21 protein-coding genes are annotated in these 25931 nt (G+C 64.0%); 13 read left to right on the top strand and 8 right to left on the bottom strand.

What is annotated here, in order from left to right:
• Window positions 1-106: 106 nt before the first annotated feature.
• Complete coding sequence (rocD, locus tag IVA81_RS31820) at window positions 107-1321, bottom strand: ornithine--oxo-acid transaminase (protein ID WP_247325382.1); 1215 nt, start codon at window positions 1319-1321, stop codon at window positions 107-109.
• Between the two features lie 209 nt (window positions 1322-1530).
• Window positions 1531-2751 (bottom strand): cytochrome P450, encoded by a 1221-nt coding sequence (locus tag IVA81_RS31815; protein WP_247325378.1) that lies wholly within the window; start codon window positions 2749-2751, stop codon window positions 1531-1533.
• 105 nt (window positions 2752-2856) lie between these two features.
• Between IVA81_RS31815 and IVA81_RS31810 the strand changes: the two genes are divergently transcribed.
• The 9 genes from IVA81_RS31810 (at window position 2857) to IVA81_RS31770 (ending at window position 14323) form a co-directional block, all read left to right on the top strand.
• A complete protein-coding gene (locus IVA81_RS31810; protein ID WP_247325377.1) occupies window positions 2857-3399 on the top strand; it encodes a phosphonopyruvate decarboxylase in 543 nt (180 codons plus the stop codon).
• Window positions 3396-3986 carry a thiamine pyrophosphate-dependent enzyme gene (locus IVA81_RS31805; RefSeq protein ID WP_247325376.1) on the top strand — a complete coding sequence of 197 codons (591 nt, stop codon included), beginning with the start codon at window positions 3396-3398 and terminating at the stop codon, window positions 3984-3986. Before IVA81_RS31810 ends, IVA81_RS31805 begins: the two co-directional genes overlap by 4 nt.
• A gap of 159 nt (window positions 3987-4145) precedes the next feature.
• On the top strand, window positions 4146-4832 hold the full coding sequence (locus IVA81_RS31800; RefSeq protein WP_247325375.1) for a TetR/AcrR family transcriptional regulator: 687 nt from the start codon (window positions 4146-4148) through the stop codon (window positions 4830-4832).
• A gap of 1 nt (window position 4833) precedes the next feature.
• Window positions 4834-6027: an efflux RND transporter periplasmic adaptor subunit gene (locus IVA81_RS31795; protein WP_247325374.1), complete on the top strand. Its 1194-nt coding sequence runs from the start codon at window positions 4834-4836 to the stop codon at window positions 6025-6027.
• Between the two features lie 70 nt (window positions 6028-6097).
• Window positions 6098-9193 carry a MexW/MexI family multidrug efflux RND transporter permease subunit gene (locus tag IVA81_RS31790; protein ID WP_247325373.1) on the top strand — a complete coding sequence of 1032 codons (3096 nt, stop codon included), beginning with the start codon at window positions 6098-6100 and terminating at the stop codon, window positions 9191-9193.
• A gap of 158 nt (window positions 9194-9351) precedes the next feature.
• Window positions 9352-11934, top strand: coding sequence for a cache domain-containing protein (locus IVA81_RS31785; protein WP_247326042.1), 2583 nt, complete (start codon window positions 9352-9354; stop codon window positions 11932-11934).
• On the top strand, window positions 11931-12320 hold the full coding sequence (locus tag IVA81_RS31780; RefSeq protein ID WP_018315558.1) for a response regulator: 390 nt from the start codon (window positions 11931-11933) through the stop codon (window positions 12318-12320). The genes IVA81_RS31785 and IVA81_RS31780 overlap by 4 nt, the downstream gene beginning before the upstream one ends.
• Complete coding sequence (locus IVA81_RS31775) at window positions 12317-13567, top strand: adenylate/guanylate cyclase domain-containing protein (RefSeq protein WP_247325372.1); 1251 nt, start codon at window positions 12317-12319, stop codon at window positions 13565-13567. The genes IVA81_RS31780 and IVA81_RS31775 overlap by 4 nt, the downstream gene beginning before the upstream one ends.
• Before the next feature lie 9 nt (window positions 13568-13576).
• A complete protein-coding gene (locus IVA81_RS31770) occupies window positions 13577-14323 on the top strand; it encodes a hypothetical protein (RefSeq protein WP_247325371.1) in 747 nt (248 codons plus the stop codon).
• A 7-nt stretch (window positions 14324-14330) separates the two neighbouring features.
• On the opposite strand, the gene IVA81_RS31765 is transcribed toward IVA81_RS31770, so the two are convergent.
• The 6 genes from IVA81_RS31765 to IVA81_RS31740 all read right to left on the bottom strand — a co-directional run bounded on the left by IVA81_RS31765 (window position 14331) and on the right by IVA81_RS31740 (window position 21881).
• Window positions 14331-16136: a gamma-glutamyltransferase family protein gene (locus IVA81_RS31765; protein WP_247325370.1), complete on the bottom strand. Its 1806-nt coding sequence runs from the start codon at window positions 16134-16136 to the stop codon at window positions 14331-14333.
• An 81-nt stretch (window positions 16137-16217) separates the two neighbouring features.
• The gene (locus IVA81_RS31760) at window positions 16218-17207 is read right to left on the bottom strand and encodes an oligopeptide/dipeptide ABC transporter ATP-binding protein (RefSeq protein WP_247325369.1); all 990 of its coding nucleotides are present in this window, start codon (window positions 17205-17207) and stop codon (window positions 16218-16220) included.
• Entirely contained in the window at window positions 17204-18190 is a 987-nt protein-coding gene (locus IVA81_RS31755; protein WP_247325368.1) for an ABC transporter ATP-binding protein, read from the bottom strand. The genes IVA81_RS31760 and IVA81_RS31755 overlap by 4 nt, the downstream gene beginning before the upstream one ends.
• 28 nt (window positions 18191-18218) lie before the next feature.
• On the bottom strand, window positions 18219-19190 hold the full coding sequence (locus IVA81_RS31750; RefSeq protein ID WP_247325362.1) for an ABC transporter permease: 972 nt from the start codon (window positions 19188-19190) through the stop codon (window positions 18219-18221).
• An 11-nt stretch (window positions 19191-19201) separates the two neighbouring features.
• Window positions 19202-20182, bottom strand: coding sequence for an ABC transporter permease (locus IVA81_RS31745; protein WP_247325360.1), 981 nt, complete (start codon window positions 20180-20182; stop codon window positions 19202-19204).
• Window positions 20183-20285: 103 nt separating this feature from the next.
• Complete coding sequence (locus IVA81_RS31740; protein WP_247325357.1) at window positions 20286-21881, bottom strand: ABC transporter substrate-binding protein; 1596 nt, start codon at window positions 21879-21881, stop codon at window positions 20286-20288.
• 304 nt (window positions 21882-22185) lie between these two features.
• On the opposite strand from IVA81_RS31740, the gene IVA81_RS31735 reads away from it, so the two are divergent.
• The 4 genes from IVA81_RS31735 to IVA81_RS31720 are packed head-to-tail and all read left to right on the top strand — an operon-like array spanning window position 22186 to window position 25847.
• On the top strand, window positions 22186-22443 hold the full coding sequence (locus tag IVA81_RS31735) for a DUF6489 family protein (RefSeq protein WP_071915885.1): 258 nt from the start codon (window positions 22186-22188) through the stop codon (window positions 22441-22443).
• On the top strand, window positions 22443-23243 hold the full coding sequence (locus IVA81_RS31730) for an alpha/beta hydrolase (protein WP_247325355.1): 801 nt from the start codon (window positions 22443-22445) through the stop codon (window positions 23241-23243). Before IVA81_RS31735 ends, IVA81_RS31730 begins: the two co-directional genes overlap by 1 nt.
• A gap of 47 nt (window positions 23244-23290) precedes the next feature.
• The gene (locus tag IVA81_RS31725; RefSeq protein WP_247325353.1) at window positions 23291-24841 is read left to right on the top strand and encodes a wax ester/triacylglycerol synthase family O-acyltransferase; all 1551 of its coding nucleotides are present in this window, start codon (window positions 23291-23293) and stop codon (window positions 24839-24841) included.
• A gap of 10 nt (window positions 24842-24851) precedes the next feature.
• Window positions 24852-25847: an alpha/beta hydrolase gene (locus IVA81_RS31720; RefSeq protein ID WP_247325351.1), complete on the top strand. Its 996-nt coding sequence runs from the start codon at window positions 24852-24854 to the stop codon at window positions 25845-25847.
• Window positions 25848-25931 lie beyond the last annotated feature (84 nt).

Raw genomic sequence — 25931 nt, 5'->3', positions numbered from 1 at the left:
GATCTCGGCTCCCAGCTCGTAATCGCCCACGACTTTCAACGCACAGACGGCGGAATCGTTCGTTGTCGGCCCCGGCCGGGGTTGCGATCTTCCGACGCAGGCCGCCTCAAGACAAATCCTGCGTCAGGGTGGTGGCGAGCCGCTCCAGCGCCCAGTCGACCTGGTCGCTCGTGATCACCAGTGGCGGAGCGATACGGATTGTTTGCTGATGGGTATCCTTGGCGAGGATGCCCTTGCCCTGAAGCGCCTCGCAGTAGCGACGGGCGCGCCCGGCCTCGGGATGCAACTCGACCGCCAGCATCAAGCCGCGCCCACGCACTTCGCGGATCGTGTTGGCACGAATGTCCTTCAAGCCTTCCAGAAAGCGCGCACCCTGCCTGGCCGCGTTCTCGATCATGCCTTCCTCGACCAGCACGCGGATCGCCGCCCGCGCCACCGCGCAGGCAAGCGGGTTGCCGCCGAAGGTCGAACCGTGCTGCCCGGGCCTCAATGTCCCGAGCACTTCGTTGTTCGAGAGCACGGCCGACACCGGATAGAAGCCGCCGGACAGGGCCTTGCCGAGCAGCGTCACGTCCGCCTCTATGCCCTCGTGCTGTTCGGCGAGCAGTCTGCCGGTGCGGCCGAGCCCGGTCTGGATCTCGTCGAGCACCAGCATCAAATTGTTGGCGGTGCAGAGCTCTCGCACCTCAGTGAAATAGCCGGCTGGAGGAATGATGACGCCGGCTTCGCCCTGAATCGGTTCGACCAGAAAGGCAACCGTGTTCGGGGTAATTGCGTCTTCCAGCGCCGCGGCGTCGCCAAACGGGATGATCTTGAAGCCCGGCGCGAACGGCCCGAAGTGCGTCCGTGTCTCGGGGTCGGTTGAAAAGCCGACGATGCCCAGCGTGCGTCCGTGGAAATTGTTGGCGCAGACGATGATCTCGGCCTGGCCGTCCGGCACGCCCTTCACCTCATAGCCCCATTTGCGGACCGACTTGATCGCGCTTTCCACCGCCTCGGCGCCGCTGTTCATCGGCAGCACCTTGTGGGAACCGGTGAGCGCCGCGATCTCCTCGTAGAACAAGGCGAGTTGGTCGTTGCGAAACGCCCTCGAGGTCAGCGTCAGCCTTCGTGCCTGTTCGACCATTGCCGCCAGGATCTTGGGGTGGCAGTGGCCCTGGTTGACCGCCGAATAGGCCGAGAGGCAATCGAGATAACGGTTACCTTCGATATCCCAGACCCAGACACCTTCGCCACGGGACAGGACGACCCCGATCGGCTCGTAATTATGGGCGCCAAAGCGTGCTTCTGTTGCGACTAAATCAATGACGGATGAGCTCATCTGTCGTCGCTCCATTGCTGCACGCACCGGGCTCTCAACTTGATTTGGGTATCGGTCGGCCGCCTTGGAAGCCTTCAAGCGCCCGATTGCGTGGCGAGGCCTGATTTGCCCCGCAATGTCAGATGGTTCTGCGGAACCACAGGGCATCGTTCGCCGACCCGGTCTCTACGGTGCATGGGGTTGTTTTCGCAGTTTTTGTTTTGGAGGCCTCACCCGATCGAGCAGGGCACGCTCAAAAAGCCGCGGAACCGGACCCGTCCGCCCCGCACCGGCTGGCCGCTCACGGCATAGTTCGGGAAGCGCGCCAGGAAGCGCGAGATCGCGATCGCGCCTTCCAGCCGCGCCAGCGCCATGCCGGCGCATTGATGCGCGCCGGTGGCGAAGGCGAGGTGCCGGTTCGGCGTGCGCGCGATGTCGAAGCTTTCAGGGTCCGGAAACTGCGCGGGGTCCCGGTTGGCCGCGCCAATACACAGCGTGACCGACGTGCCGGCATCGAGCATGACGCCGCCGAGTTCGACCTTCTCCGTGGTCATGCGGTTGCCGAGCTGGTTGGAGCTCTCGTAGCGCAGCATCTCCTCGACCGCGGTCTTGATCAGGTCGGGATTGTCGATCAGGCGCTGCTTCTGCCCGGGATTCCTGTGCAGGGCGACGAGGCCGTTGCCGATCAGATTGGTGGTGGTCTCATGCCCGGCATTGAGCAGGAAGATGCAATTGTGCAGCAGCTCCTTCTCGGTCAGCCGCTCGCCATTCTCCTCACCCTGGATCAGGCGTGTCAGCACGTCGCGCTCGGGATTGCCGGGCTTTTGGCGCCGCCGCGAGACCAGCGTCTCGAGATAGGCCAAAAAGTCCTGCACCGCCGTGTTGCCGCGCGTAGCCGCTTCCGGCGACACCACCGGTTCGAGTGCGCCCAGGATCGCCAGCGACCAGTCGCGCAGCGGCCCGCGTTCCTGGTGAGGGACGTCGAGCAGATTGCCGATCACCTCGATCGGAATGGAGGCGGCAAAGTCCTCGATCAACTCGCAAGTCCCGTTGGCGGCGATGGCATCGAGCAGGCCGTCGACCAGCTTGATGATATCAGGCTCCATCCCCGCGATCGCCCGCGGCGACAGCGCGCCCATGATCAGGCGCCGCACGCGGGTGTGCGCGGGCGGATCGTTGAAGACGAGGCTGGTGGTGTGGTGCTCGTAGAGCGGCGTGTCGCCGTATTTCGGCGCGAACTCGCGCTTCTTGTCCGAGCTGAACGATTTTGTGTTCTTGTAGGTCGTGACGAGATCGTCATAGCGCGTCAGGAACACGGTGCCGCTGCGCAGGCGCTTGACCGGTTCGTTCTCCCGCAGTGCACGATAAGTCGGGTAGGGGTTGTCGTAAAACTCCGGCGTCAGCTTCTCGAGATCGAAGCTTGCCGCCAACTCCTTCGCATCTGCGTTCATCCCGTTATACTCGCCGGTTAAAGCCGATATGCCGTTTTTGTTGTTCTGGTCGGCGCGTGCATGCGTCTACAGTCTTCGAACACTGCTAGCCGACCGGACAGGAAAATGCACGCGCGCGCTGACGCTCCCGACACGGCCCCGAATTGGCCCGACGAAATTTTCGCAACATTGCAACGCTTCGACGTCCGCCAGGTGCCTTATGTGCCCGATGCCGGCCATTCGAAGCTGATCCAGCACGTGCTGGATTCTTCAACCATGCGGGGCATTCCTCTGACGACCGAGGAGGAGGGCGTGGCGCTCCTCGCCGGCGCCTGGACCGGCGGGCAGCGCGGTGTGCTGCTGATGCAGTCGAGTGGCGTCGGCAATTGCATCAACATGCTGTCGCTGATCCCGATTCTGCGCTTTCCATTCCTCACCCTCGTGACCATGCGCGGCGAGTGGGGCGAGTTCAATCCGTGGCAGGTCCCGATGGGATCGACAACGCAGGGCGTGTTCGAGCTCTCCGGCGTCAAGGTGCTGCGCGCCTCGAACGCGGCCGAGGTGCCGGCGGTGCTGGAGGCCGCCGCGTCGCAGGCCTACAACGCGCTCACCCCCACCGCCGTCCTTCTGTCGCAGCGCCTGATCGGCGCCAAGGTTTTCACCAAATGAGCAAGGCCAATCTCCTCGACCGTCGGCAGGTGGTCTCCACGCTGCTCGCGAACCGCAAGGACGTCGTTGCGATCGGCGGCCTTGGCGCCTCGACCAACGACATGTGCGCGGCCGGCGACCACGCCCGCAACTTCTATCTCTGGGGCGGCATGGGTGGCGCCGCGATGATCGGGCTCGGCTTGGCGCTGGCGCAGCCGAAGCTGCCGGTCTTGGTCATCACCGGCGACGGCGAAATGCTGATGGGCATTGGCAGCCTTGCCACCATCGGCCTGCAGAAACCATCCAACCTCTCGATCGCAGTGCTCGACAATGAGGCCTATGGCGAGACAGGCGGCCAGACCAGCCACACCTCGGCCGCCGCCGATCTCGTCGGCGTCGCCAGGGCCTGCGGCATTAAAGACAGCAAGGCTGTCACGACCATGGCCGAGGTCGAGGCCTTTGCCAAAGCCGTCCACGACGTCTCGGCCGGGCCGCGCTTTGCCAATGTGAAGATCGACAGCGCCGGCCTGGAGCGCATTCTGCCAAGCCGGGATGGGACTTACATCCTCAACCGGATCCGCGGCGAGCTCGGCTTCCAGCCCATCTAGGGCGGGCCTGTCGATTCCGGTGGCGCCCACGTCCTGCACGCGACCCGTGCGGACGGGGCCAATTTCCACTGAATTTACAACCCACTTAGGTTGCGATGCAACATAGTGCTTGACTTTTGCGTGGGTGAGTGCTTACTCACCAGCATGAGCTCATTGCGTATGACGAGCGACCTGAGGCGTCAATTGATCCTCGGAGCCGCGAAGCGTTGCTTTGCCCGACATGGCTATACCGGCACCACGACGAAGAGCGTGGCGGCCGCCGCTGCCATTTCCGAGGCGCTGCTGTTCAAGCATTTCCCGTCCAAGGCGGCGCTCTACGCCGAAATCCTCAGCGACGAATGCGAGGCGGACCCGGCGCTCACCGAACTGCTCGAACGGGAGCCTTCGACCGCCACGCTGGTCGAAGTGATCCGCGGCATGGTCGAGCATTTCCTTCACATCGCTGATGGCCCGGATCAGGAAGAGGCCCAGCGCCTGCGATTGATGGCCACAAGCCATTTGGATGATGGCGAATTCGCCCGTTTGCTGTATGCCAAGATCGAGACGCTGATCGGGGCGATCTTCGTCGCCTCGCTCGAACGTGCCGTTGCCGCCGGGGACGCGCGGCTATGCAGCGGCGAACCGCTCAACCTGTTCTGGTTTGCGCATCACACGGTGATGACCGCAGCGCTGACCAGGCTGCCGGCCACGCCTTGCCTCGTCTACGGCAAGGCTGAAGACCTCGAGAGGCAGCTGTGTGAGTTTCTCCTAAGAGGTATCGGACTTAACGACGCCGCAATTGCTTCGCATCTGGGCCACAATCAGGCCGCGGATGCCGGCAGGACGGCGATTGCAGAAAGTGCATGACATGAACATCGTAACCGAACACAAGATTTCGGGCGAACCGATCGACAACAAGGCTCCCAAGCGTCCGGTCCGGCCGGTGCTCTGGTTCGTCATCGTCGGTACGCTGCTGGCCGTGCTCGTCGGCGGCCTCGTCTGGTTCAATTATTTCCGCGGCCAGATGATCAAGCAGTTCTTTGCCAACAACAAGCCGCCGCCGACCGCGGTCAGCGCGGCGGAGGCGAAGTCCGAGGTGGTGCCGAACCTGCTCACCGCAGTCGGCGGCCTCGTCGCCGTGCACCAGGTCGACGTCAGCGCCGACGTCAACGGCCGCGTCACCGAGATCAAGTTCGAGCCGGGCACGCGTGTCGAGGCCGGCACGCCACTGGTGCAGCTGTTCGACGCGCCGGAGCAGGGCGACCTTGCCAACTACAAGGCCCAGGCGACCGTGGCGCAGCTGTCGCTCGATCGCGCCAAGCAGCTCGCCGCGCGCCAGTTCGGTCCGCAGGCGACTGTCGACTCCGCGCAGGCCGCCTATGACCAGGCGCAGGCCGGCATCGCCAAGACCGAGGCGCTGATCTCGCAGAAACTGGTGCGCGCACCTTTCGCCGGCGATCTCGGCGTCCGCAAGGTCGAGCTCGGCCAATATCTGACGGCAGGTACGGCGATCGTGTCGCTGACCGACCTTTCCGAGCTGTGGGCCAATTTCACCGTGACCGAAAAGGATTCCGGCAGCCTCAAGGTCGGGCAGACTGTCCGGCTCAAGGTCGACGCCTATCCGGGCCGCACCTTCGAGGGCAAGATCACCACGATCGAGCCGCAGATCGCGAGCGACACCCGAAATATCCGCGTGCAGGCAACGGTCGCCAATCCGGAGAAGATCCTGAAGCCCGGCATGTTCGTGACCACCACGGTGGTGCTGCCGGACAAGCCGGCCGTGATCACCGTTCCAGAGACGTCGGTCGACTACACGCTGTACGGCGACTCGGTGTTCGTCATCACCGAGAAGAAGGAAGAGGACGGCAAGACCAGCCTTTCCGCGGTGCGCACTTTCGTGCAGACCGGCAGCCGGGTCGAAGGTCGCGTCGAAATCATCAAGGGTCTGAAGGCGGGCGACAAGGTCGTCGCCGTCGGCCAGCTCAAGCTGCAATCGGGCGCGGCGGTGTCGATTTCGACCGACCCGGTTCCGCAGATCCCGGCGCAGCCGCCGCGCTACTGATCCATGACATTCGAGTGATCCGGCCTGGCCGGATCACTTCTCTTGAGACAAAGAAATCGAGATTGCCGCGATGGCCCTTACCGATATTTTCATCAAGCGCCCGGTTCTGTCGGTCGTCGTCAGCCTGCTGATCTTGCTGATCGGCCTGCGTGCGGCAATGGTGCTGCCGATCCGGCAATATCCCAAGCTGTCGAACACGGTCATCAACATCACGACCGTCTATCCGGGCGCGTCCGCGGACCTGATCCAGGGCTTCATCACGACGCCGATCGAGCAGGCGGTGGCGTCCGCCGAGGGCGTCGACTACATCACCTCGTCCTCGGTGCTCGGCACGTCGACGATCCAGGTCTACATCAAGCTGAACTTCGATCCGAACCAGGCGCTCACTGAGGTGCTGGCGAAGACGAATTCGGTCAAGTACCTGATCCCGAAGGAATCCAACGACCCGATCGTCACCAAGACCACGGGCCAGACCACGGCCGTGATGTATCTCGGCTTCTCGTCCGAGGAGCTCTCGGGCTCGGCGATCTCGGATTATCTGACGCGTGTGGTGCAGCCGGTGCTGTCGACCGTCGATGGCGTGGCTTCCGCCGACATTTTGGGCGGCCAGACCTTCGCAATGCGTCTGTGGCTCGATCCCGAGAAGATGGCCGGCCGCAATGTGTCGCCGGGCGACGTCGCTGCGGCGATCACCGCCAACAACTTCCAGTCCGCGGCGGGCCAGACCAAGGGCTATTTGATCGTCTCGAACGTCTCGACGAACACGGGCCTGACTGACGTCAACCAGTTCAAGAAGATGATCGTCAAGGCCAAGGATGGCGGCTTCGTGCGGATGGAGGACATCGCCACCGTCGAACTTGCCGCCCAAAGCACGGATGCGAGCGTCGCCTTCAACGGCGAGCACGCGATCTTCATCGGTGTGCAGGCGACCCCGCAGGGCAACCCGCTGACGCTGGTCAAGGGCGTGCGCGCACTGTTCCCCGAGCTCGAGCGCAATCTGCCGCCGTCGATGAAGATGAAGGTCGCCTACGACTCGACCAAGTTCATCCAGTCCTCGATCGAAGAGGTGGAGAAGACGCTGGGCGAAGCCGTGATCATCGTGATCGTGGTCATCTTCCTGTTCCTGGCCTCGCTGCGTTCGGTCATCATTCCCGTCGTCACCATCCCGCTGTCGATGATCGGCGTCTGCACGCTGATGCTGGCACTGGGATTCAGCTTCAACCTTCTGACCCTGCTCGCGATGGTGCTGGCGATCGGCCTCGTGGTCGACGACGCTATCGTCGTGGTGGAGAACATCCATCGCCATCTGGAGGAGGGCAAGACGCCGGTCCAGGCGTCGCTGCAAGGTGCGCGTGAAATCGTAGGTCCGGTCGTCTCGATGACCATCACGCTCGCCGCTGTGTACGCGCCGATCGGCTTCCTTGGCGGCCTCACCGGTTCGCTGTTCCGCGAATTCGCGTTCACGCTCGCCGGTTCGGTGATCGTGTCGGGCGTGATCGCGCTGACGTTGTCGCCGATGATGTGCTCGGTGCTGCTGAAGAATACCGAAGAGGGCCGCTTCGCCAAGGGCGTCAATAAGGTGTTCGGCGCACTCACGCGCTGGTATGGCCGCAGGCTCGACCGCTCGCTCGACTACAAGGCCATCACGGGCCTGTTCGCGGTGACCATCCTCGGGCTCGTCGGCTTCCTCTACATGCACACGTCAAAGGAGCTGGCGCCGGAGGAAGACCAGGGCATCGTGTTCGCGGTGACCAAGGCACCGAAATACGCCAACATCGATTATGTCGATTTCTACGGCGAGAAACTCGACGAGAAATTCCAGCAGTTCCCCGAGACCGATCTGCGCTTCGTGCTGAACGGCATCAACGGCCCGCAGGGCGGCATCGCTGGCATGCTGCTCAAGCCCTGGGACGAGCGCAAGCGCTCGTCGATCCAGCTGAAGCCGCTGGTGCAGGCCGAGCTCTCCAAGATCGAGGGGGTGCAGGCCTTCGCCTTCAACCTGCCGCCGCTCCCGGGCGGGCCGGGCGGCCTGCCGGTGCAGATGGTCATCAACTCCACCGCCGGCTTCCAGACGGTCTATGAGCAGATGGAGAAGCTGAAGGACGCTGCGCGCAAGAGCGGCATGTTCATCGTTTCCGACAGCGATCTTGCCTACAACCAACCAAACGTGAAGGTGACGATCGACCGCAGCAAGGCGCAGGACCTTGGCGTCAACATGCAGAACCTCGGCGCCACGCTCGCGGTGCTGCTCGGCGGCAACTACGTCAATCGCTTCAATCTGGAGGGCCGGTCCTACCAGGTGATCCCTCAGGTGCCGCGCACCAAGCGGTTGTCGCCGGAATCGCTCGGTGGCTACTATGTGACGACCAACACCGGCCAGCAGCTTCCGCTGTCGACGGTGGTGTCGATCCAGACCAAGACCGATCCGAACTCGTTGACGCACTACAATCAGCTCAATTCGGCGACCTTCTCGGCCGTGCCGATGCCCGGCGTGACCGTCGGCGCGGCGGTCGACTTCCTCGAAGGCGAGGCCAAGAAGCTGCCGCAAGGGTTCAGCCACGACTATCTCGCGGACTCCCGGCAGTACGTGCAGGAAGGCAACCAGCTCGCGATCACCTTCGGCTTCGCGCTGATCATCATCTTCCTGGTGTTGGCGGCGCAGTTCGAGAGCTTGCGTGACCCGCTGGTGATCATGATCTCGGTGCCGATGGCGATCGTCGGCGCGCTGATCCCGCTGTTCTTCGGCGTCGCGACCATGAACATTTACACCCAGGTCGGTCTGCTCACCCTGGTCGGCCTGATCACCAAGCACGGCATCCTGATGGTGGAGTTCGCCAACGAGCTCCAGGTCAATGAGCGGCTCGACCGCCGCTCGGCCATCGAGATGTCGGCCCGTATCCGCCTGCGGCCGATCCTGATGACGACGGCCGCCATGGTGACCGGCCTGATCCCGCTCTTGACTGCGACCGGCGCAGGCGCGGCCAGCCGCTTCTCGATTGGTCTGGTCGTCGTCGCCGGCATGTCGATCGGCACGCTGTTCACGCTGTTCGTGCTGCCGGCGGTGTACGTGGTGCTGGCGACCGACCACCGCGCGGCGGCCGATTCCGAGCGGAACAAGCAGGTTGCCGAACTCGACCTCGACGCCAAGGCCCTGCGGCCGACCTGAAGCCGCTAACAAGCGAACCGGAGGGCGGCAGCGGCCAAACCGTTGCCGCCCTTTTTCGTTGTGCCGCCGCATCGGCAATTCGGCGCCGCGGCCATCGGTCGGGGGCCTTCCCGCGCTTGCGAGAGACAAGGCCCGGTCTTCTTGCTAGGTTCCGAGGGATGAGCCTTTCCCTCCATCCCGACACCCCGCAAGCCAGGACGCTGCCGAGTGCGGCCCCGGATGGCGCTGCCTCGGGCGCGGCGGCGGGACGCGGGATCAGGACCCGGCTGTTCACCAAATATGTTGCGCTGTTCGTGGCCGTCGTCGCCATCGCGCTGCTGGCCAACGGCCTGTTCGAGGTCTTCTTCTATTATCGCGAGCACAAGGCTTCGCTGATCCGGGTCCAGCATGAGCAGGCCGAGGCGGCTGCGGCCAAGATCGGCCAGTTCGTCAAGGAGATCGAGAGCCAGCTCGGCTGGACCACGCAATTGCCGTGGTCGGCGGGTTCGATCGAGCAGCGCCGGTTCGACGCGCTGCGGCTGCTGCGTCAGGTGCCCGGGATCACCGAGCTCGCCCAGGTCGATTCGACCGGCAAGGAACGGTTGCGGGTCTCGCGGCTGGCGATGGATGCGATCGAGAGCGGGATCGACCTGTCCAGCGATCCGAAGTTCACCGAGGCGGTCGCGCACAAGGTCTATTACGGCCCGGTCTATTTCCGCCGGGAGTCCGAGCCTTACATGACGCTGGCACTGGCCGGCGCGCGCAAGGACGCAGGGGTCAGTATCGCCGAGGTCAATCTCAAGCTGATCTGGGACGTCGTCTCCCAGATCAAGGTTGGCGAGCATGGACATGCCTATGTGGTGGGGCCGGAGGGGCGCCTGATCGCGCATCCCGACATCAGTCTGGTGCTGCGCAATACCGACATGTCCAGGCTCGAGCAGGTGCGCGGTGCCCAGGCCGGTGGCGGCACCATGCCGGGGGCTTTGCAGGAGGCGACCAACATCCAGGGGCAGAAGGTTCTGACCGCCTCCGCCCCTATCGCGCCGCTCGGCTGGACCATGTTCGTGGAATTGCCGGTCGAGGAAGCCTACGCTTCGCTCTACGCCTCGCTGCAGCGGCTTGCGATCGTGCTGCTCGCAGCATCGATTTTCGCGGTGCTCGCCGGGATTTTCCTGGCGCGCCGCATGGTCGGGCCGATCCAGGCGCTGCGCAGCGGCGCCGAAAGGATCGGCGGTGGCGACTTCTCCCAGCGCATTTCGATCCGGACCGGCGATGAGCTCGAAGGACTTGCCGACCAGTTCAACGACATGGGCGCGCGCTTGCAGGAATCCTATGCCGACCTGGAAAAGAAAGTCGAGCAGCGGACGGCGGAATTGAGCGAATCCTTGCAGCAGCAGACGGCGACCGCCGATGTGCTGAAAGTCATCAGCCGTTCGGCGTTCGACCTGCAAACCGTGCTGAACACGCTTGTTGGCTCGGCAGCCCGGTTGTGCGACGCGGATGAGGGGACGATCTTTCGGCCCAGCGATGGCGTTTTCTATTTGGCGGCAAGCTGCGGGCTCGACGCGGAGCAGGAAAACAAGCTTCGGACATTCGCGTCTATGCCGGAACGGGGAAGCGTGGTCGGCCGTACGCTGCTCGATGCCAAGACGGTTCATGTCCCGGATGTGCAGGCCGACCCGGAATTTGCGCCCTCGTCCGCTCGAAGGCGCTCGAACGTACGTACGATGCTGGGCGTGCCCCTGTTGCGAGAGGGAGCACCGATCGGGGTGTTCGTCCTGACGCGACACGAGGTGCGGCCGTTCAGTGCAAAGCAAATCGAACTCGCCACCACTTTTGCCGATCAGGCCCTGATCGCGATCGAGAATGTCCGGTTGTTTGAGGAGGTCCAGGAGCGCACCAGAGAGCTATCGCAGTCGCTCGACGACCTGCGCGCCGCCCAGGATCGCCTGGTCCAGACCGAGAAGCTCGCCTCGCTCGGCCAGCTCACTGCCGGCATCGCCCACGAGATCAAGAACCCGCTCAACTTCGTCAACAATTTCTCCGCGGTCTCGACCGAACTGATCGACGAGCTCAACGAGACCTTGCAATCGGCCGCGCTCGACGACAAAACGAGGCACGAGGTCGACGAGCTGACCGGGATGCTCAGAAGCAACCTCGAGAAGGTCGTGCAGCATGGCAAGCGCGCCGATTCCATCGTCAGGAACATGCTGCTGCATTCGCGCGAGGGCTCCGGCGAGCATCGCGCCGTCGACATCAATGCGGTCGTGGAGGAAAGCCTTAATCTCGCCTATCACGGCGCGCGCGCCGAACGACCGTCCTTCAACGTCACGCTGGAGCGCGAGTTGGATCCCGCTGCCGGCATGGTCGACATCTATCCGCAGGAGATCACGCGTGTTTTCCTCAACCTGATCTCAAACGGCTTCTATGCCACTGCCAAGCGTCGGGAGAGCGCGGGCGAGGCCTTCGAGCCCACCTTGAGCGCGACAACCAAAGACCTCGGCGGCAAGGTCGAAATCCGGATCCGCGACAATGGCACGGGGATTCCACCCGAGGTGAAGGAGAGGATGTTCAATCCCTTCTTTACCACCAAGCCGGTCGGCGAGGGTACCGGGCTCGGCTTGTCCATGAGCCATGATATCGTCGTGAAGCAGCACGGCGGCACCATCGACGTGAACACCACACAAGGTGTATTTACCGAATTCATCATCACCCTGCCGCGCACGATGGCGGCGGGCGGCACTTCCGGAGGCAAGTCGTGAACGTTTACATCCTGGTCGTCGACGACGAGCCCGACGTCGAGGCGCTTTTCCGGCAGCAGTTCCGGCGCGAGTTGCGCGCCGGCCGCTTCCAGATGGAGTTCGCCTCCTCTGCGCCCGATGCACTCAAGCGCGCCGCGGAGGTTCGCGATCCCTCGTTGATCCTGATCCTGTCCGACATCAACATGCCCGGCATGAGTGGGCTCGACATGCTGCCGAAGGTGCGTGCCGCGCATCCGGACGTTCCCGTCATCATGATCACGGCCTATGGCGACGCCGAGACGCGGCGCAAGGCGATCGAGCGCGGCGCCGTCGGGCTCCTCACCAAGCCGATCGACTTTGCGCTGCTGCGGCAGGAGATCGATACGAGGCTCGAGCAAGCCGCATGACTGCGACCATCCTCTTCGTCGACGACGAGCCGGATCTCGAGGCGCTGATCCTGCAAAAGTTCCGCAGGCAGATTCGCGACGGACAGATCGATATCATGTTTGCTCGCGACGGCCTCGATGCGCTGGCCTCGCTCGAGCAGAATCCGCATGTCGACATGGTGGTCTCCGATATCAACATGCCCAGGATGGACGGCCTGTCGCTGCTCGCGAAGCTCCAGGAGGCCGAGGAGAAGAAGTCGACTATCATCGTCTCCGCCTATGGCGACATGAGCAATATCCGCACCGCCATGAATCGCGGCGCGTTCGACTTCCTGACCAAGCCAATCGACTTCGCCGATCTGGAAGCCACGATCGAGAAGACCATCCGCCATGTGGAGATGCTGCGCGACGTGCGGCGGCGCCAGATGGAAGCCGAGCGCGCCCATGCCGCGTTGTCGCGTCATTTCTCGCCCGAACTTGCCAAGCGTCTGGCCGCAAGCGGCGACGGCGAGGGGATCGAAGTGCAGTGGCGCGATGTCGCCACCATCTTCACCGATATTACCGGCTTCACCTCATTGGTGGAAAGCGCGCCGCCCGAGACGTTGGGCAAGCTGCTCAACGAGTATGTCGGCGGCATGACCGAGATCGTCTTTGAGCATGAGGGGACGGTCGCAAAGATCATCGGCGATGCGATCCAGGTGCTCTTCAATGCGCCCGGCGATCAGCCGGATTATGCCACGCGTGCGGTCGCTTGCGCCCATGAGCTCGATGCCTGGGCGCAGGACTTTCGCGCGCGTCAGAGCGCCATGGGCGTCACCTTCGGTGCCACCCGCATCGGCATTCACGCGGGCCCAGCGCTGGTCGGAAATTTCGGCGGAAATCGCTTCTTCGACTACACCGCGTATGGGGATTCCATCAACATCGCGGCGCGGCTGGAGGCCGCCAACAAGCATCTGGGCACCCGCATTTGCGTCAGCGGCAGCGTCGCCGAGGCGGCCGACAACTTTAAAGGCCGCGCCGTCGGGGAGCTGATGCTGCGCGGACGCAGCGAGCCGTTGCGCGCGTTCGAGCCGCTGCCACAAGCCAAATTCGAAGCGCCGGAAACGGCGCTGTATTCGGAGGCTTTCGCCAAGATGGAGGCCGGCGATGCCGCGGCCATGCCGGCCTTTGCCGCGCTGGTCGGCATGCACGCCGACGATTCTCTGGCCGGCTTTCACCTGAAGCGCCTGCTCAACGGCGCCAAGGGCGTTCGCATGCAACTGGAATAGGGGTTCGATATGATTCGTGACTTCTCTGCCGGCAATTACCGCTTCATTCCGTCCGTGTTTCAATATTCAGCGGGTGCCGCCGCGGACGACGGCTACGAGATCGAGCGTGTCCGCTTCGACCGCCTGGTGCCGCTCGCGGAAGGGTTTGCGCTGGCTGCAAAATTCATCCAGGAGGCAGGTCGTCCGCTGACCGCGTTCTGCGCCTGCGAGCTGCGTTCGCCCGCGGCATTCAGCGAAGAGGGCTTTCGCGCGTTCAACCTGCACTATGTGAAGACGCTGTCGGAATGGGGCATCTTCGACGGCACCACCAATCCGGTGGCGCGCAGCAATGTCTGTCCCGAGATCGACCCGCCGTCCGAGCCGTCGTTCTACGCGTTCTCCTTTACGCGCCCGACCCGCTCGACAACGCCGAGCTTCGTGATATCAGGCGGCGCCGAGGCGGGCGAGGGCAGCGGCACCTATGTCGAGCGCACCGTGCGCTACCGCGATCTCAGCCCGGAGGGGCTGCGGGAGAAGGTGCGCTTCACGACGACGTCGCAGATGGAAAACCGGATGGCGGCCTTCGGCTTCGGCTGGAACGACACGACCGCGGTGCAGGCCTATTCCGTGCACGACTTCCACCACGCGCTCGCCGACGAACTGGTCCGGCGCGGCGCGTTGCGCTCCGGCCTAACCTGGCATTTCGCCCGGCCGCCTGTGGTCGATCTCGAATACGAGATGGATTGCCGCCGGGTGATGCGGGAAGTGGTGATCTGAGCGCCCTTCAGCGTCCCGCCGCGTAACCCTGCATGCCGCGCGGATTGGCGGCGGCGCGCCGGCGCAGACCCACGCGCGAGGCCGCGGTGAGGCGGCCTTCGGACCAGTCGGGGCCGACCTCGACGATGTGCCCGCGCTCGCGGAGGTTCTCGATCGTCGCCTTGGGCACGCGGTTCTCGACCACGAGCACGCCGGGGCGCGCGGTGCGCGGCCAGAACGAGATCGGGAAATGCTCGGAGTGCCAGGCGGGCGCGTCGATCGCTTCCTGGAGATTGAGGTTGCAATGGACGTGGCGCAGGAAGAACTGCGTGATCCACTGATCTTGTTGGTCGCCGCCGGGTGAGCCCCAGGCGAGGTACGGCTCGCCATCGCGCAGCGCCATGGTCGGCGACAGCGTCGTGCGCGGCCGCTTGCCCGGTGCGAGCGAGCTCGGTTGGTTCTCCTCCAAATCGAACATTTGTGCGCGGCTGCCGAGGCAGAAACCCAGCTCGGGAATGACAGGCGAGGATTGCAGCCAGCCGCCTGACGGCGTCGAGGACACCATGTTGCCGGCTTTGTCGATGATGTCGAAATGCACAGTGTCGCCGCGCACCTCGCCGAAGCGCCCCACGGTTGGTTCACCGGCGCCAAGCGCGCCCACCGCCTCGCGTTGGCCTTCAGCGCGGCGCAGTTTGACCACGCCGCCAAGGCCCTCCACCATGCCAGGCCGGAGATCGAGCGAAGCTTTCTCGGTAACCAACTTACGACGTTCATCGTTGTAGGCGTCCGACAGCAGCGTCGCGATCGGGATCTCGCTGAATTTTGGGTCGCCGTAGAATTTTTCGCGGTCGGCGAAGGCGAGCTTTGCGCATTCGATCTGGAGGTGGATGAACTCGGGTCCGGTCGGATCGAGCCCATCGAGCGCAAAGCCCTTTAGTAGGGCCAGTTGTTGCAGTGTCACCGGGCCCTGGCTCCAGACGCCGGCCTTGCACACGGTGTAGCGGCCATAGTCGTAGGTGAGCGGCGCCTCGATTGTCGGCTGCCAGCGCGCCATGTCGTCGGCCGAGAGCACGCCGCGATGCGGCGAGCCGCTGACGTCCATCACCTCCTGCGTCCGGCAGAACCTGTCGATGGCTTCGGCGACGAAACCTTGCGACCACGACTTGCGCGCGTGCTCGATCTCGGCGTCGCGGCCGCCGCCGCCGCTCTCGGCTTCGCTGAGAATGCGGGCGTAGGTCGCGGCCAGCGTCTTGTTGGTGAAGAGCGTGCCGGGCTTCGGCACCTCGCCATTGGGCAGGTAGACTGCGGCCGAGGTTGGCCAGTGTTTGCGGAACAGCTGCGCGACGGTCTGAATGGTGGCGCAGGCGCGCTCGACCAATGGATAGCCGTCGCGCGCATAGGAGATCGCGGGCTCCAGCACATCGCGTACGCGCATCGTACCGTAGTCGCGCAGCAGCATCATCCAGGATTCGAAGGTGCCGGGGACGCAGGCCGCGAGCAGGCCGGTGCCCGGCACCATATCGAGGCCTTCGCTCTTGTAATGCGCGATGGTGGCGCGTGCCGGCGCCGGACCCTGGCCGCAGATCACCTCGGTGCGCGCGCGCTTGACGTCGTGCACGATGATGGGCACGTCGCCGCCGGGGCCGTTCAGATGCGGCTCGACCACCTGCAGCGTGAAGGCGGTGGCGACGCCGGCATCGAAGGCGTTCCCGCCCTTTTCCAGGATGGCCATGCCGACGGCGGTCGCGATCCAGTGCGTGGTGGCGACGACCCCGAACGTGCCCTCGATCTCGGGGCGTGTCGTGAAGGGATCGGGATTGACGTTGCTGGCCATAGGCTACCTCATTTGCGGCGCGCGCAATTGATCACAGGCGATGCCGCGCCGCCAATGCGCTGCTAGCATGGCACGCGCGCGTCACGCCGGGACCGGCGCGGTGTTCACCGCGTGGCAGGCGACCCCGTCGATCAGTTCCGGGGTCTCCTTGCGGCAGAGGTCGAACGCCAGCGGGCAGCGCGGATTGAAGGCGCAGCCGGAGGGCGGGTTGATCGGGTTCGGGATCTCGCCCTTCACCGGAATGCGCTGGCGGCCGCTCATGGCGAGATCAGGCACTGCGCCCAGCAGCATCTTGGTGTAGGGCATGCGCGGACGAGCGAACAGCTCGCGCCCCTCCGCGATCTCGACGATGCGGCCGAGATACATCACGCCGACGCGGCTCGCCATGTGGCGGACCACGGCGAGGTTGTGGCTGATGAACATGTAGGTCAGGCCGAACTTGTCCTGGAGGTCGCGCATCAGATTGAGAATCTGCGCCTGCACGGAGACGTCGAGCGCCGAGGTCGGCTCGTCGCAGACGATGAACTCGGCGTCGGAGGCGAGCGCCCGGGCGATCGCGATGCGCTGGCGCTGGCCGCCGGAGAATTCGTGCGGAAACTTCAGCCGGTCGTCGGGATGCAGGCCGACAAGGCTGAGCAACTCGCCGACGCGGGCCTGGATGTCGCGCTCGCCCTGGATCAGGTTGAAAGCGCGGATCGGCTCGGAGATGATGGCATCCACCCGGAAGCGCGGGTTCAGGCTCGCATAGGGGTCCTGGAAGATCATCTGGATGCGGCGGCGCAGCTTTCGGCGTGCCGGCGCCTGCCGCGGATCCGTCATCGAGATGCCGTCGATCAGGACGTCGCCGGAGCTGGGCGGCAGCAGGCCCACGACCATCCGCGCCACCGTCGTCTTGCCCGAGCCGGATTCGCCGACCAGCGCAAAGGTCTCGCCCTTCCTGATATCGAATGCGACGTGATCGACAGCCTTGAGATATTCGAGGTGCCCGCCTTCGAGCACGCGGTTGAGCCAGGGTTTTGAGACGTCGAAGACGCGGCGCAGATCCCTGGCCTGAACGAAGGGGGCGCTCATGCCGCGCTCTCCGCCGGCACATCGTCATAGAGATGGCAGGCGACCGATTGCGCGCCGCGTGGCAGCGGCTCCGGCCGGTCAACACGACAGCGGTCGAACGCGAAGGCGCAGCGCGGATTGAACGAGCAGCCGCGCGGGATCGCGGAGAGGCGCGGCATGGAGCCGGGAATCTGCATGAGGCGCTTGTCGTCGCCGGCCAGCGTCGGGATCGCGCCCATCAGGCCCTTGGCGTAAGGGTGCAGGGGGTTCTTCACGACGTCCTGCACCGGGCCGATCTCGGCGACACGGCCGGCATACATCACCGCGACGCGGTCGGAGGTCTCCGCGATCACGCCCATGTCGTGCGTCACCAGCATCACGGCCGTGCCGTGATCGCGGCCCAGGCGCTTGATCAGCGAGATGATCTGCGCCTGCACGGAGACGTCGAGCGCGGTGGTCGGCTCGTCGGCGATAATCAGCTCGGGCTCGGCGCAGATCGCCAGCGCAATCACGACGCGCTGGCGCATGCCGCCTGAGAATTCGTGCGGATAGCCGTCGATGCGCTTTTCCGGCGCGGGAATACCAACCTCGGCGAGCAGGTCGATGGCGCGGCGGCGGGCGGCCGTCTCGGACAGGTTCAGGTGGGTTCTGATCGTCTCGATGATCTGGTCGCCGACCCGGTAGAGCGGATTGAGCGAGGTGAGGGGGTCCTGGAAGATCATGCCGATCCGCTTTCCACGGATGCGGCGCATCTCCTCCGGCGGCAGATCGTCGATGCGCAGGCCGGCGAGATGGATCTCGCCGCCGGCGATGCGGCCGGGCGGGTCGATCAGGCCGATCACGGCGAGGCCGGTGACGGATTTGCCGGCACCGGATTCGCCGACCACGCCCAACACCTCGCCCTTGGCAATGTCGAAGGAGACATCGTCGATGGCGCGCAGCGTGCCGCGGCGGGAGGCGAACTCCACGCGAAGATTACGCACGGAGAGAACCGGCTCGGTCATGGGCGAGGCGCTCTTATCAAAGGTTTGCTCATCGAAGTTTTGGGTTGAGCGCGTCGCGCAGCCAGTCGCCGAGTAGGTTGATCGACAGGATCAGCCCGGCCAGCGCGATGCCGGGGAAAGCGACGATCCACCATTCGCCCGCGAATAGATAGTTGTTGCCGATGCGGATCAGCGTGCCAAGCGAGGGCATGGTGTCGGGCAGGCCGACGCCGAGGAAGGATAGCGTCGCCTCGGTGATGATGGCCAGCGCAAGGTTGATGGTGGCGATGACCAGGATCGGACCCATCGTGTTGGGCAGCACGTGTCGCAGCATGATCTTTGGCGCGGGCAGGCCGATCAGCTGCGCGGCGGCCACGTAGTCCTTGTTCTTCTCGACCATCACGGAGCCGCGCACCGTCCGGGCATACCCCACCCAGAAACTCAGGCCGATCGAGATCACCAGCACCACCAGCATGCTGTTGGCGTCCAGCCGGTTGCCGAGGATCGATTTCGCGATGCCATTGACCAGCAGCGCGATCAGAATGGCGGGGAAGGTGAGTTGTACGTCGGCGATCCGCATGATCACGCCGTCGACCGCGCCTCCGAAATAGCCGGCGATCAGGCCGAGCGCGATGCCGAGCGCGCCGGCGAAGATCACGCCGGCGACGCCCACGGCCAGCGAGATGCGCATGCCGTAGAGAATTGCGGAGAACACGTCGCGGCCCTGCTCGTCGGTGCCGAGCAGGAACGGGCTCTGGCCGTCGGCGGTCCAGAGCGGCGAAATGCGCGAGTTCATCAACTGGAGCTGCGCCGGATCGAACGGGTTCTGCACCGCGAGCGCGGATGCAAAGATCGCGAGCAGGAAGAACAGCACGGTAATCGCCGCCGCCACCATGGTCAGCTTGGAGCGGCGGAACGAGTAGAAGATGTCGCTGTCGAGGGCGCGGCTGAGCCAGCTGCGGCCGGCATGCGCGGGCGGCGCGCTCTGCTTGTCGGAGTTGGAGGCGACTGCGTCGGACATGCAGGGCTGCCTTATGTGGCGCGGCCGACGGTCGCGCGCAGGCGCGGATCGACCACGGTGTAGAGGATGTCGACCACCAGATTGATGGTGACGAAGATCAGCGAAACCATCAGCAGATAGGCGGCCATGATCGGGATGTCGACATTTTGCACGGCCTGCACGAACAGAAGTCCCATGCCCGGCCATTGGAACACGGTTTCGGTGATGATCGAAAATGCAATAACCGAGCCAAACTGAAGTCCGGCCACCGTGATCACGGGAATGAGCGTGTTCTTCAGCGCGTGGCCGAAATGGATAGCGCGGGTGGTCAGCCCCCGGGCGCGAGCGAAGCGGATATAGTCGGTTCGCAGCACTTCCAGCATCTCCGCGCGCACCAGGCGCATGATCAGGGTCATCTGGAACAGGCCGAGCGTGATCGAGGGCATGATCAATGCCTTCAATCCCGACAGCGTGAGCAGACCCGTGCTCCACCAGCCGAGCTTGACCACCTCGCCGCGGCCGAACGAGGGCAACCAGCCCAATGTCACCGCGAACAGATAGATCAGCAGAATGCCGATCAGGAAAGTCGGCAGCGAGATGCCGATCAATGAAACCGCCTGAAATAATTTGGCGAGCACGGTGTCGCGCTTGAGCGCCGAATAGACGCCCATCAGAATGCCGAACACCATGGCGAACACGGTCGCGCAGATCGCAAGCTCCAGCGTCGCCGGCATGCGCTCCATCAAAAGTGCCGAGACCGGCTGACGAAACTGGTAGGAGACGCCGAACTTGAACTGCGCGGCATCGCCGAAATAGCGCACGAACTGCACCGGCACGGGATCGTCGAGGCCGAGCGACTTGCGCACGGCCTCGCGTTCGGCTGCCGGCGTGTCGATCGAGACGATCTGGTTGACGGGGTCGCCGGCGAAACGGAACATCGAGAAGGCGATGATGCCGACGGCGAACATGACGCCGACGGCCTGAACGGCGCGGCGAAGAGTGAAAGCGAGCATGCCTTCCACTTTCCTTGGGTGGCGTCCGGCCGACGTCGCTGTCGACCGGAAAAGGAAAGGCCCCGGAAGCCTGACGCCGCCGGGACCTCGTGTTCAAGTGGCGCTATTCCTTCTTGGTCGCCCAGTGGAACATGACCAGGTTGTCGGCGCGCTGCGGTAGGTCGACCTTTTTCGATACGCCCCAGGCCAGCGCCTGCTGGTGCAGCGGGATGTAGGCCCAGTCCTTGATGCTGATCTCGTACGCCTGCTTGATCAGCTGATTGCGCTTGGCGGTATCGGTTTCGACCAGCACCTTGTCGGTGATGGCGTCGAATTCCTTGTTGCAGTAGCCGCCGAGATTGGCCTCGCCACGCGAGGATTTCGGATCGTTGCGGCAGCCCATGATGTCATAGAGCACATTATGGGAGTCCATCGTGCTTGGCGTCCAGCCCAGCATGTAAAACGAGGTCTGGTAGCCGCCTTGCTTCAGCACCTTGGCGAAGTACTGCGCCTTGGGCTGTGCCAGCAAATTGATCTTGACGCCGACGCGGGCAAGCATGCCGACCACGGCCTGGCAGATCGCGGCGTCATTGACGTAGCGATCGTTCGGACAGTCCATGGTGACCTCGAAACCATCGGGATAACCGGCTTCGGTCAGGAGCTTCTTGGCGCCGTCAGGGTCCAATTTTGGCCGCGTAAATTCCTTGGAGAGTGGGAACAGTTCGGGAGCGATCATCAGGGCCGACGGCGTCGACAGCCCGCGCATCACGCGCGTCTTGATCAGCTCGATGTCGATGGCTTTGTAGAAGGCCTCGCGGACGCGGGCGTCCTTGAACGGGTTCTTGCCCTTGATGTTGGAATAGAGGAGCTCATCGCGGGTCTGGTCGAAGCCGATGAAGATGGTGCGCAGCTCCGGCGCCTTCAGCACCTGGGCGTTCGGGCTTCCATCGACGCGGGCGATATCCTGGACCGGCACCGGCTCGATGACGTCGACTTCGCCGGAGAGCAGCGCCGCGACGCGGGTGGCGTCGGAGGCGATTGGAGTAAAGACGATCTCCTTCAGGTTACCTTCCATCTTGCCCCAGTAATTGGGATTGGCCTTGAATACGGTCTTCACGCCGGGCTGATGGCTTTCGATGGTGAAGGGACCGGTGCCGTTCTCGTGCAGCGAGGCATAGCTTGGCGAGGTCGCGGACACCGGCGTCGGCTCGACGGCCTTGTTTTCCTCGGCCCATTTCTTGTCCATGATGTACCAGACATCCCACGAGTTATGCAGGATGGGATTGGGCGAAGGCAGGATGAAATCGACGGTGTAGTCGTCGACCTTGACGACCTTGACGTCCGGCGCGAGCCGGGTCTGCATGTTGGAGTTCTTGTTGCGGACACGGTCGGCGGAGAATACGACGTCGTCGGCGGTGAATGGGTCGCCGTTGTGGAATTTCACGCCCTTGCGCAAATGGAAGCGCCACCGGGTCGGCTCCGGCGTCTCCCAGCTCTCCGCCAGCGCGGGGATGATCTTCAGATTCCTGTCGCGTGCAGTCAGGCCTTGATAGACATGACCGAGATGGGCGTGGGTGGTGGACTCGTTCAGCGAGTACGGATCAAGCGACTTCAGATCGCCCTGGTTGGCATAGCGCAGCGTCTGGCTGGTCGCAGGCGAGACCGTCAACGCAAACGTACCGGCGAGCGCCGCCGCAAACAGACTCCGACATACTGACATTCTTGACCCTCTCCACACCGCCGTGCCGGTGGTTTTTGATTGTTCGGCCGGCCGATTAATCCATGTTGCCCAGAGTTCTCGACCGGTGCAAGCGCCATTCCAGCAAGGAACGCGCCAAGTTGCACTGCTGTGCAGCAATGCTGACCGTGCTGCCGGGCATAGAGGACAGCGTCTTTCGACTTTGGTTGACCATATCGGCCAATTGCGGGACGGGGCATGTCGCGCCTGCATAAGGTCGCTTGCGTCGCACCACAACTCGCGGCGATACTGCGCCAAGCCGCTCGAATCTCAATCCGGAGGGGACATGAAAGTTAACATCGAAATCGACTGCACCCCCCTCGAGGCCCGCCAGTTCTTCGGCCTGCCGGACGTGATGCCGATGCAGACCGCTGTGATGGACAAGCTGCAGCAACAGATGATGTCCAACATCGACAAGGTCTCCCCGGAATCACTGATCCAGAGCTGGTTCACCTTCGATCCGAAGATCGCGGAGCGGTTTCAGGACATGTTCGTCACCATGGCCGGTCTCGGCAGCCCGCGCAGCGGCGACAAGAAGAAATAGTGTCGCCCGGGACGGACGTGGCGCTGGAGAGAGACCGGCTTCGTCCGCCGGGCCTCGGCCTGCTGCTTGCCGAGGCTCGCGGCCTGTTCGAATTCAACGCCAGCCTGCTGCTGTCGCCGCTTCTGATGCGCGCGCCCAGGGGCGACGGCCATCCGGTGCTGGCGCTGCCGGGCTTTCTCGCCAGCGACCTCTCCATGATGCCGATGCGGCGCTATCTCAGCGAGCTCGGCTATGAGGCGCATGCCTGGCGAATGGGCCGCAATCTCGGTGGCCTCGGGCGGATGCGGGATTCGCTGCGCAGCCGTCTCGTCGAAATCCATTCCGCTACGGGGCGCAAGGTCAGCCTGGTCGGGTGGAGTCTCGGCGGCGTCTATGCCCGCGATCTCGCGCTGTGGGCGCCCGACAAGGTTCGCTATGTCATCACGCTCGGCAGCCCTTTTGCCAACGACGTGCGGGCGACCAACGCCACGCGGCTCTACGAGGCACTGTCCGGCGAACGGGTCGAGGATTTTGCGGAAGCGCGCGAGGCGATCGCCGGCGATCTGCCGGTGCCGGCAACCTCGATCTATTCGCGCGCCGACGGTGTCGTGAACTGGCGGACCTGCTTGCTCCGTCCCTCCGACCGTGCCGAGAACATCGAGGTGTACCTGGCGAGCCATATCGGGCTCGGGGTGAACCCCGCGGCGCTGTGGGCCGTGGCCGACCGCCTGGCCCAACCGGAGGGGGAATTCTCGCCATTTGACCGGGCAGGGCCGTTTGCCATTGCATATGCCCCGCCGGAACAGGCAGTATCGGCCTGACGAGAAGCGCCGGCTAAGGCGCCCGTCAAATCTTGCGGGAGGGAACTATGGCTGACGGTAAGAAGCTGTCGTCACTGGACGCGTCGTTTCTCTATCTGGAAACGCCGGAAATGCCGATGCATGTCGGGAGCATGGCGATCTTTCGTCTGCCCGACGACTACAAGGGCGACTTCTTCGAAGACTTCAAGGCGATGATCGTCTCGCGCCTGCACATCGCGCCGATCCTGAAGGCGCGGCTGGAGAAGGCGCCGCTCGACATCGATCATCCCTCCTGGGTGGAGGACGATCAGTTCGACATCGACCGCCATATCTTCCGCGCCAGCCTGCCGCAGCCGCGCGACCGGGCCACGCTCGAGCGCATCGTCGGCTGGATGCACGCCAAGCTGTTGAACCGGGCCCGCCCGCTCTGGGAGTTCTACGTGTTTGAGGGCATGAAGGACAATGAGGTCGGGCTCTATTCCAAGATGCACCATGCTGCCATCGACGGCGGCGCCGGTGCGGCGCTGACCAACATGATCTACGATATCTCCCCGATCCCGCGGAAGGTCGATCCGCCGGCGGCAGGAGCCAAGCCCGGACAGGAGCCGCGCGACATCGCCGCGAACCTGCTCGATTCCTATCAGCAGCTCTTCACCCAGCCGCTGGATGCCTCGGCCGCAGCGAAGAACCTGCAATTGCCGCGCACCGGCAAGAGCGACATCGGCTCGATCCTGTTCGACAATGCGATGTACCAGATCGAGAGCGCAGTGCGCTTCGCCGGCAATATTCCGACGGTGCTGAAGAGCGTGTCGGAGGTGCTCGGCAAGGTCTCCGATCCCAAGTCGCGCGAGAGCCTCGCCAGCATGGTGTCGCCGCCGACCATGCTGAACAAGACGATCTCGTCGGAACGAAGCTTCGCCGGTGTGTCGATCTCGCTGTCGCGGGCGAAGGCGCTCGCCAAGCAGGCCGGCGGCAAGCTCAACGACGTGGTGCTGGCGCTCGCGTCCGGCGTGGTCCGGCGCTACCTCCAGCAATATGCCACGCTGCCGGCGAAATCATTGACTGCGGCGGTGCCGATCTCGCTGCGGGAAGAAGGCAACACCGAGGCCAACAACCAGGTGTTCGGCATGATCTGCGCGATCGCGACCAATATCGACGATCCCAAGGCGCGCCTTGAGGCGATCATCGCGCAGTCGACCAAGTCCAAAGAGATGTCGCATCCGCTGCGCGCGCTGATGCCGCAGGTCTCCAACATCTCGATGCTGGGCGCACCGATCATGGTGCAGATCCTGGCCTTGCTCTACAGCCGCTCGAACCTGTCGGACGTGCTGCCGCCGGCCGCCAACATCACCGTGTCCAACGTGCCGGGACCGCGACAGACGCTCTATGCTGCCGGTGCCGAGCTGCTGCACATCTTCCCGGTGTCGATCTCGACTCATGGGCAGGCGCTCAACATCACCGTGCAGAGCTACCGCGATCAGCTCGATTTCGGCTTCATCGTCGGCGCCAACATCATCCCGCATGTGCAGGTGATGTGCGACATGCTGCCGGAGGAGTTTGCCGCGCTGGAGGCGGCCTACGCGCCGCCGGCGACCAACATCAAGGGCGCTGCAGAGTAGGAACGTGTCAATGATTGAGATGCCGCCGCTCCAATTCGCGCAGACGAACGGAATCCGCATGGGCTATTACGAGGCGGGCCCGGTCAGCGACAAGCCGCCGATCGTGCTGTGCCACGGCTGGCCCGAGCTTGCCTTCTCCTGGCGTCACCAGATCAAGGCATTGAGCGAAGCCGGCATTCGGGTGATCGCGCCCGACCAGCGCGGCTATGGCGCAACCGACCGGCCCGAGCCGGTCGAGGACTACGACATCGAGCACCTGACCGGCGACCTCGTCGGGCTCCTCGACCATCTGAATATCGACAAGGCGATCTTCGTCGGTCACGACTGGGGCGGCTTCATCGTCTGGCAGATGCCGTTGCGGCACATCGAGCGGGTTGCGGGGGTGGTCGGCATCAACACGCCTCACACCAACCGCGCCTGGGCCGATCCGATCGAGCTCCTGCGCGCGCGCTTCGGTGACAAGATGTACATCGTGCAGTTCCAGGACCCGGCGCGCGAGCCCGACAGGATTTTCGGCAGTCGCGTCGAACAGACTTTTGATGCGTTCATGCGCAAGCCGGCGCCGCGTCCGCCCGATGCGCCGGCAGAGGAAGTGGTTGCCGGCGTCGGCGCTTCGCCGCGGGTCAATCTGGCATTTCCGCAAATGATTGCAGCCTATGACGCGAAGCACGATCCGCGTACGCCGATCCTTTCGCCGGAAGAGAAGAAGGTGTTCGTCGACAACTTCACACGGACCGGCTTCACCGGCGGCATCAACTGGTACCGCAACATGTCGCGCAACTGGACGCGCGCCGAAGGGCTCGATCATACGGTGCACGTGCCGTCGCTGATGATCATGGCCGAGAACGACGCGGTGTTGCCGCCGTCTTCCGCCGATGGCATGGACAAGCTGATCCCCGACCTCGAAAAATATCTGGTCCGCGATAGCGGCCATTGGACGCAGCAGGAGAAGCCGGAGGAGGTCAGCGCCAAGCTGATCGAATGGCGTAGAAGGCGGTTTGGGTAGCTCGTCATTGCGAGGAGCGAAACGACGAAGCAATCCAGATGTGTCACCGCGGATACATTTCTGGATTGCTTCGCGTCGCTCGCA

The organism is Bradyrhizobium sp. 141 (genome assembly GCF_023074055.1).
Taxonomy (GTDB): domain Bacteria; phylum Pseudomonadota; class Alphaproteobacteria; order Rhizobiales; family Xanthobacteraceae; genus Bradyrhizobium.
The sequence above is the reverse complement of the archived record's forward strand: the minus strand, read 5'-3'. Positions and strand labels throughout refer to the sequence as shown.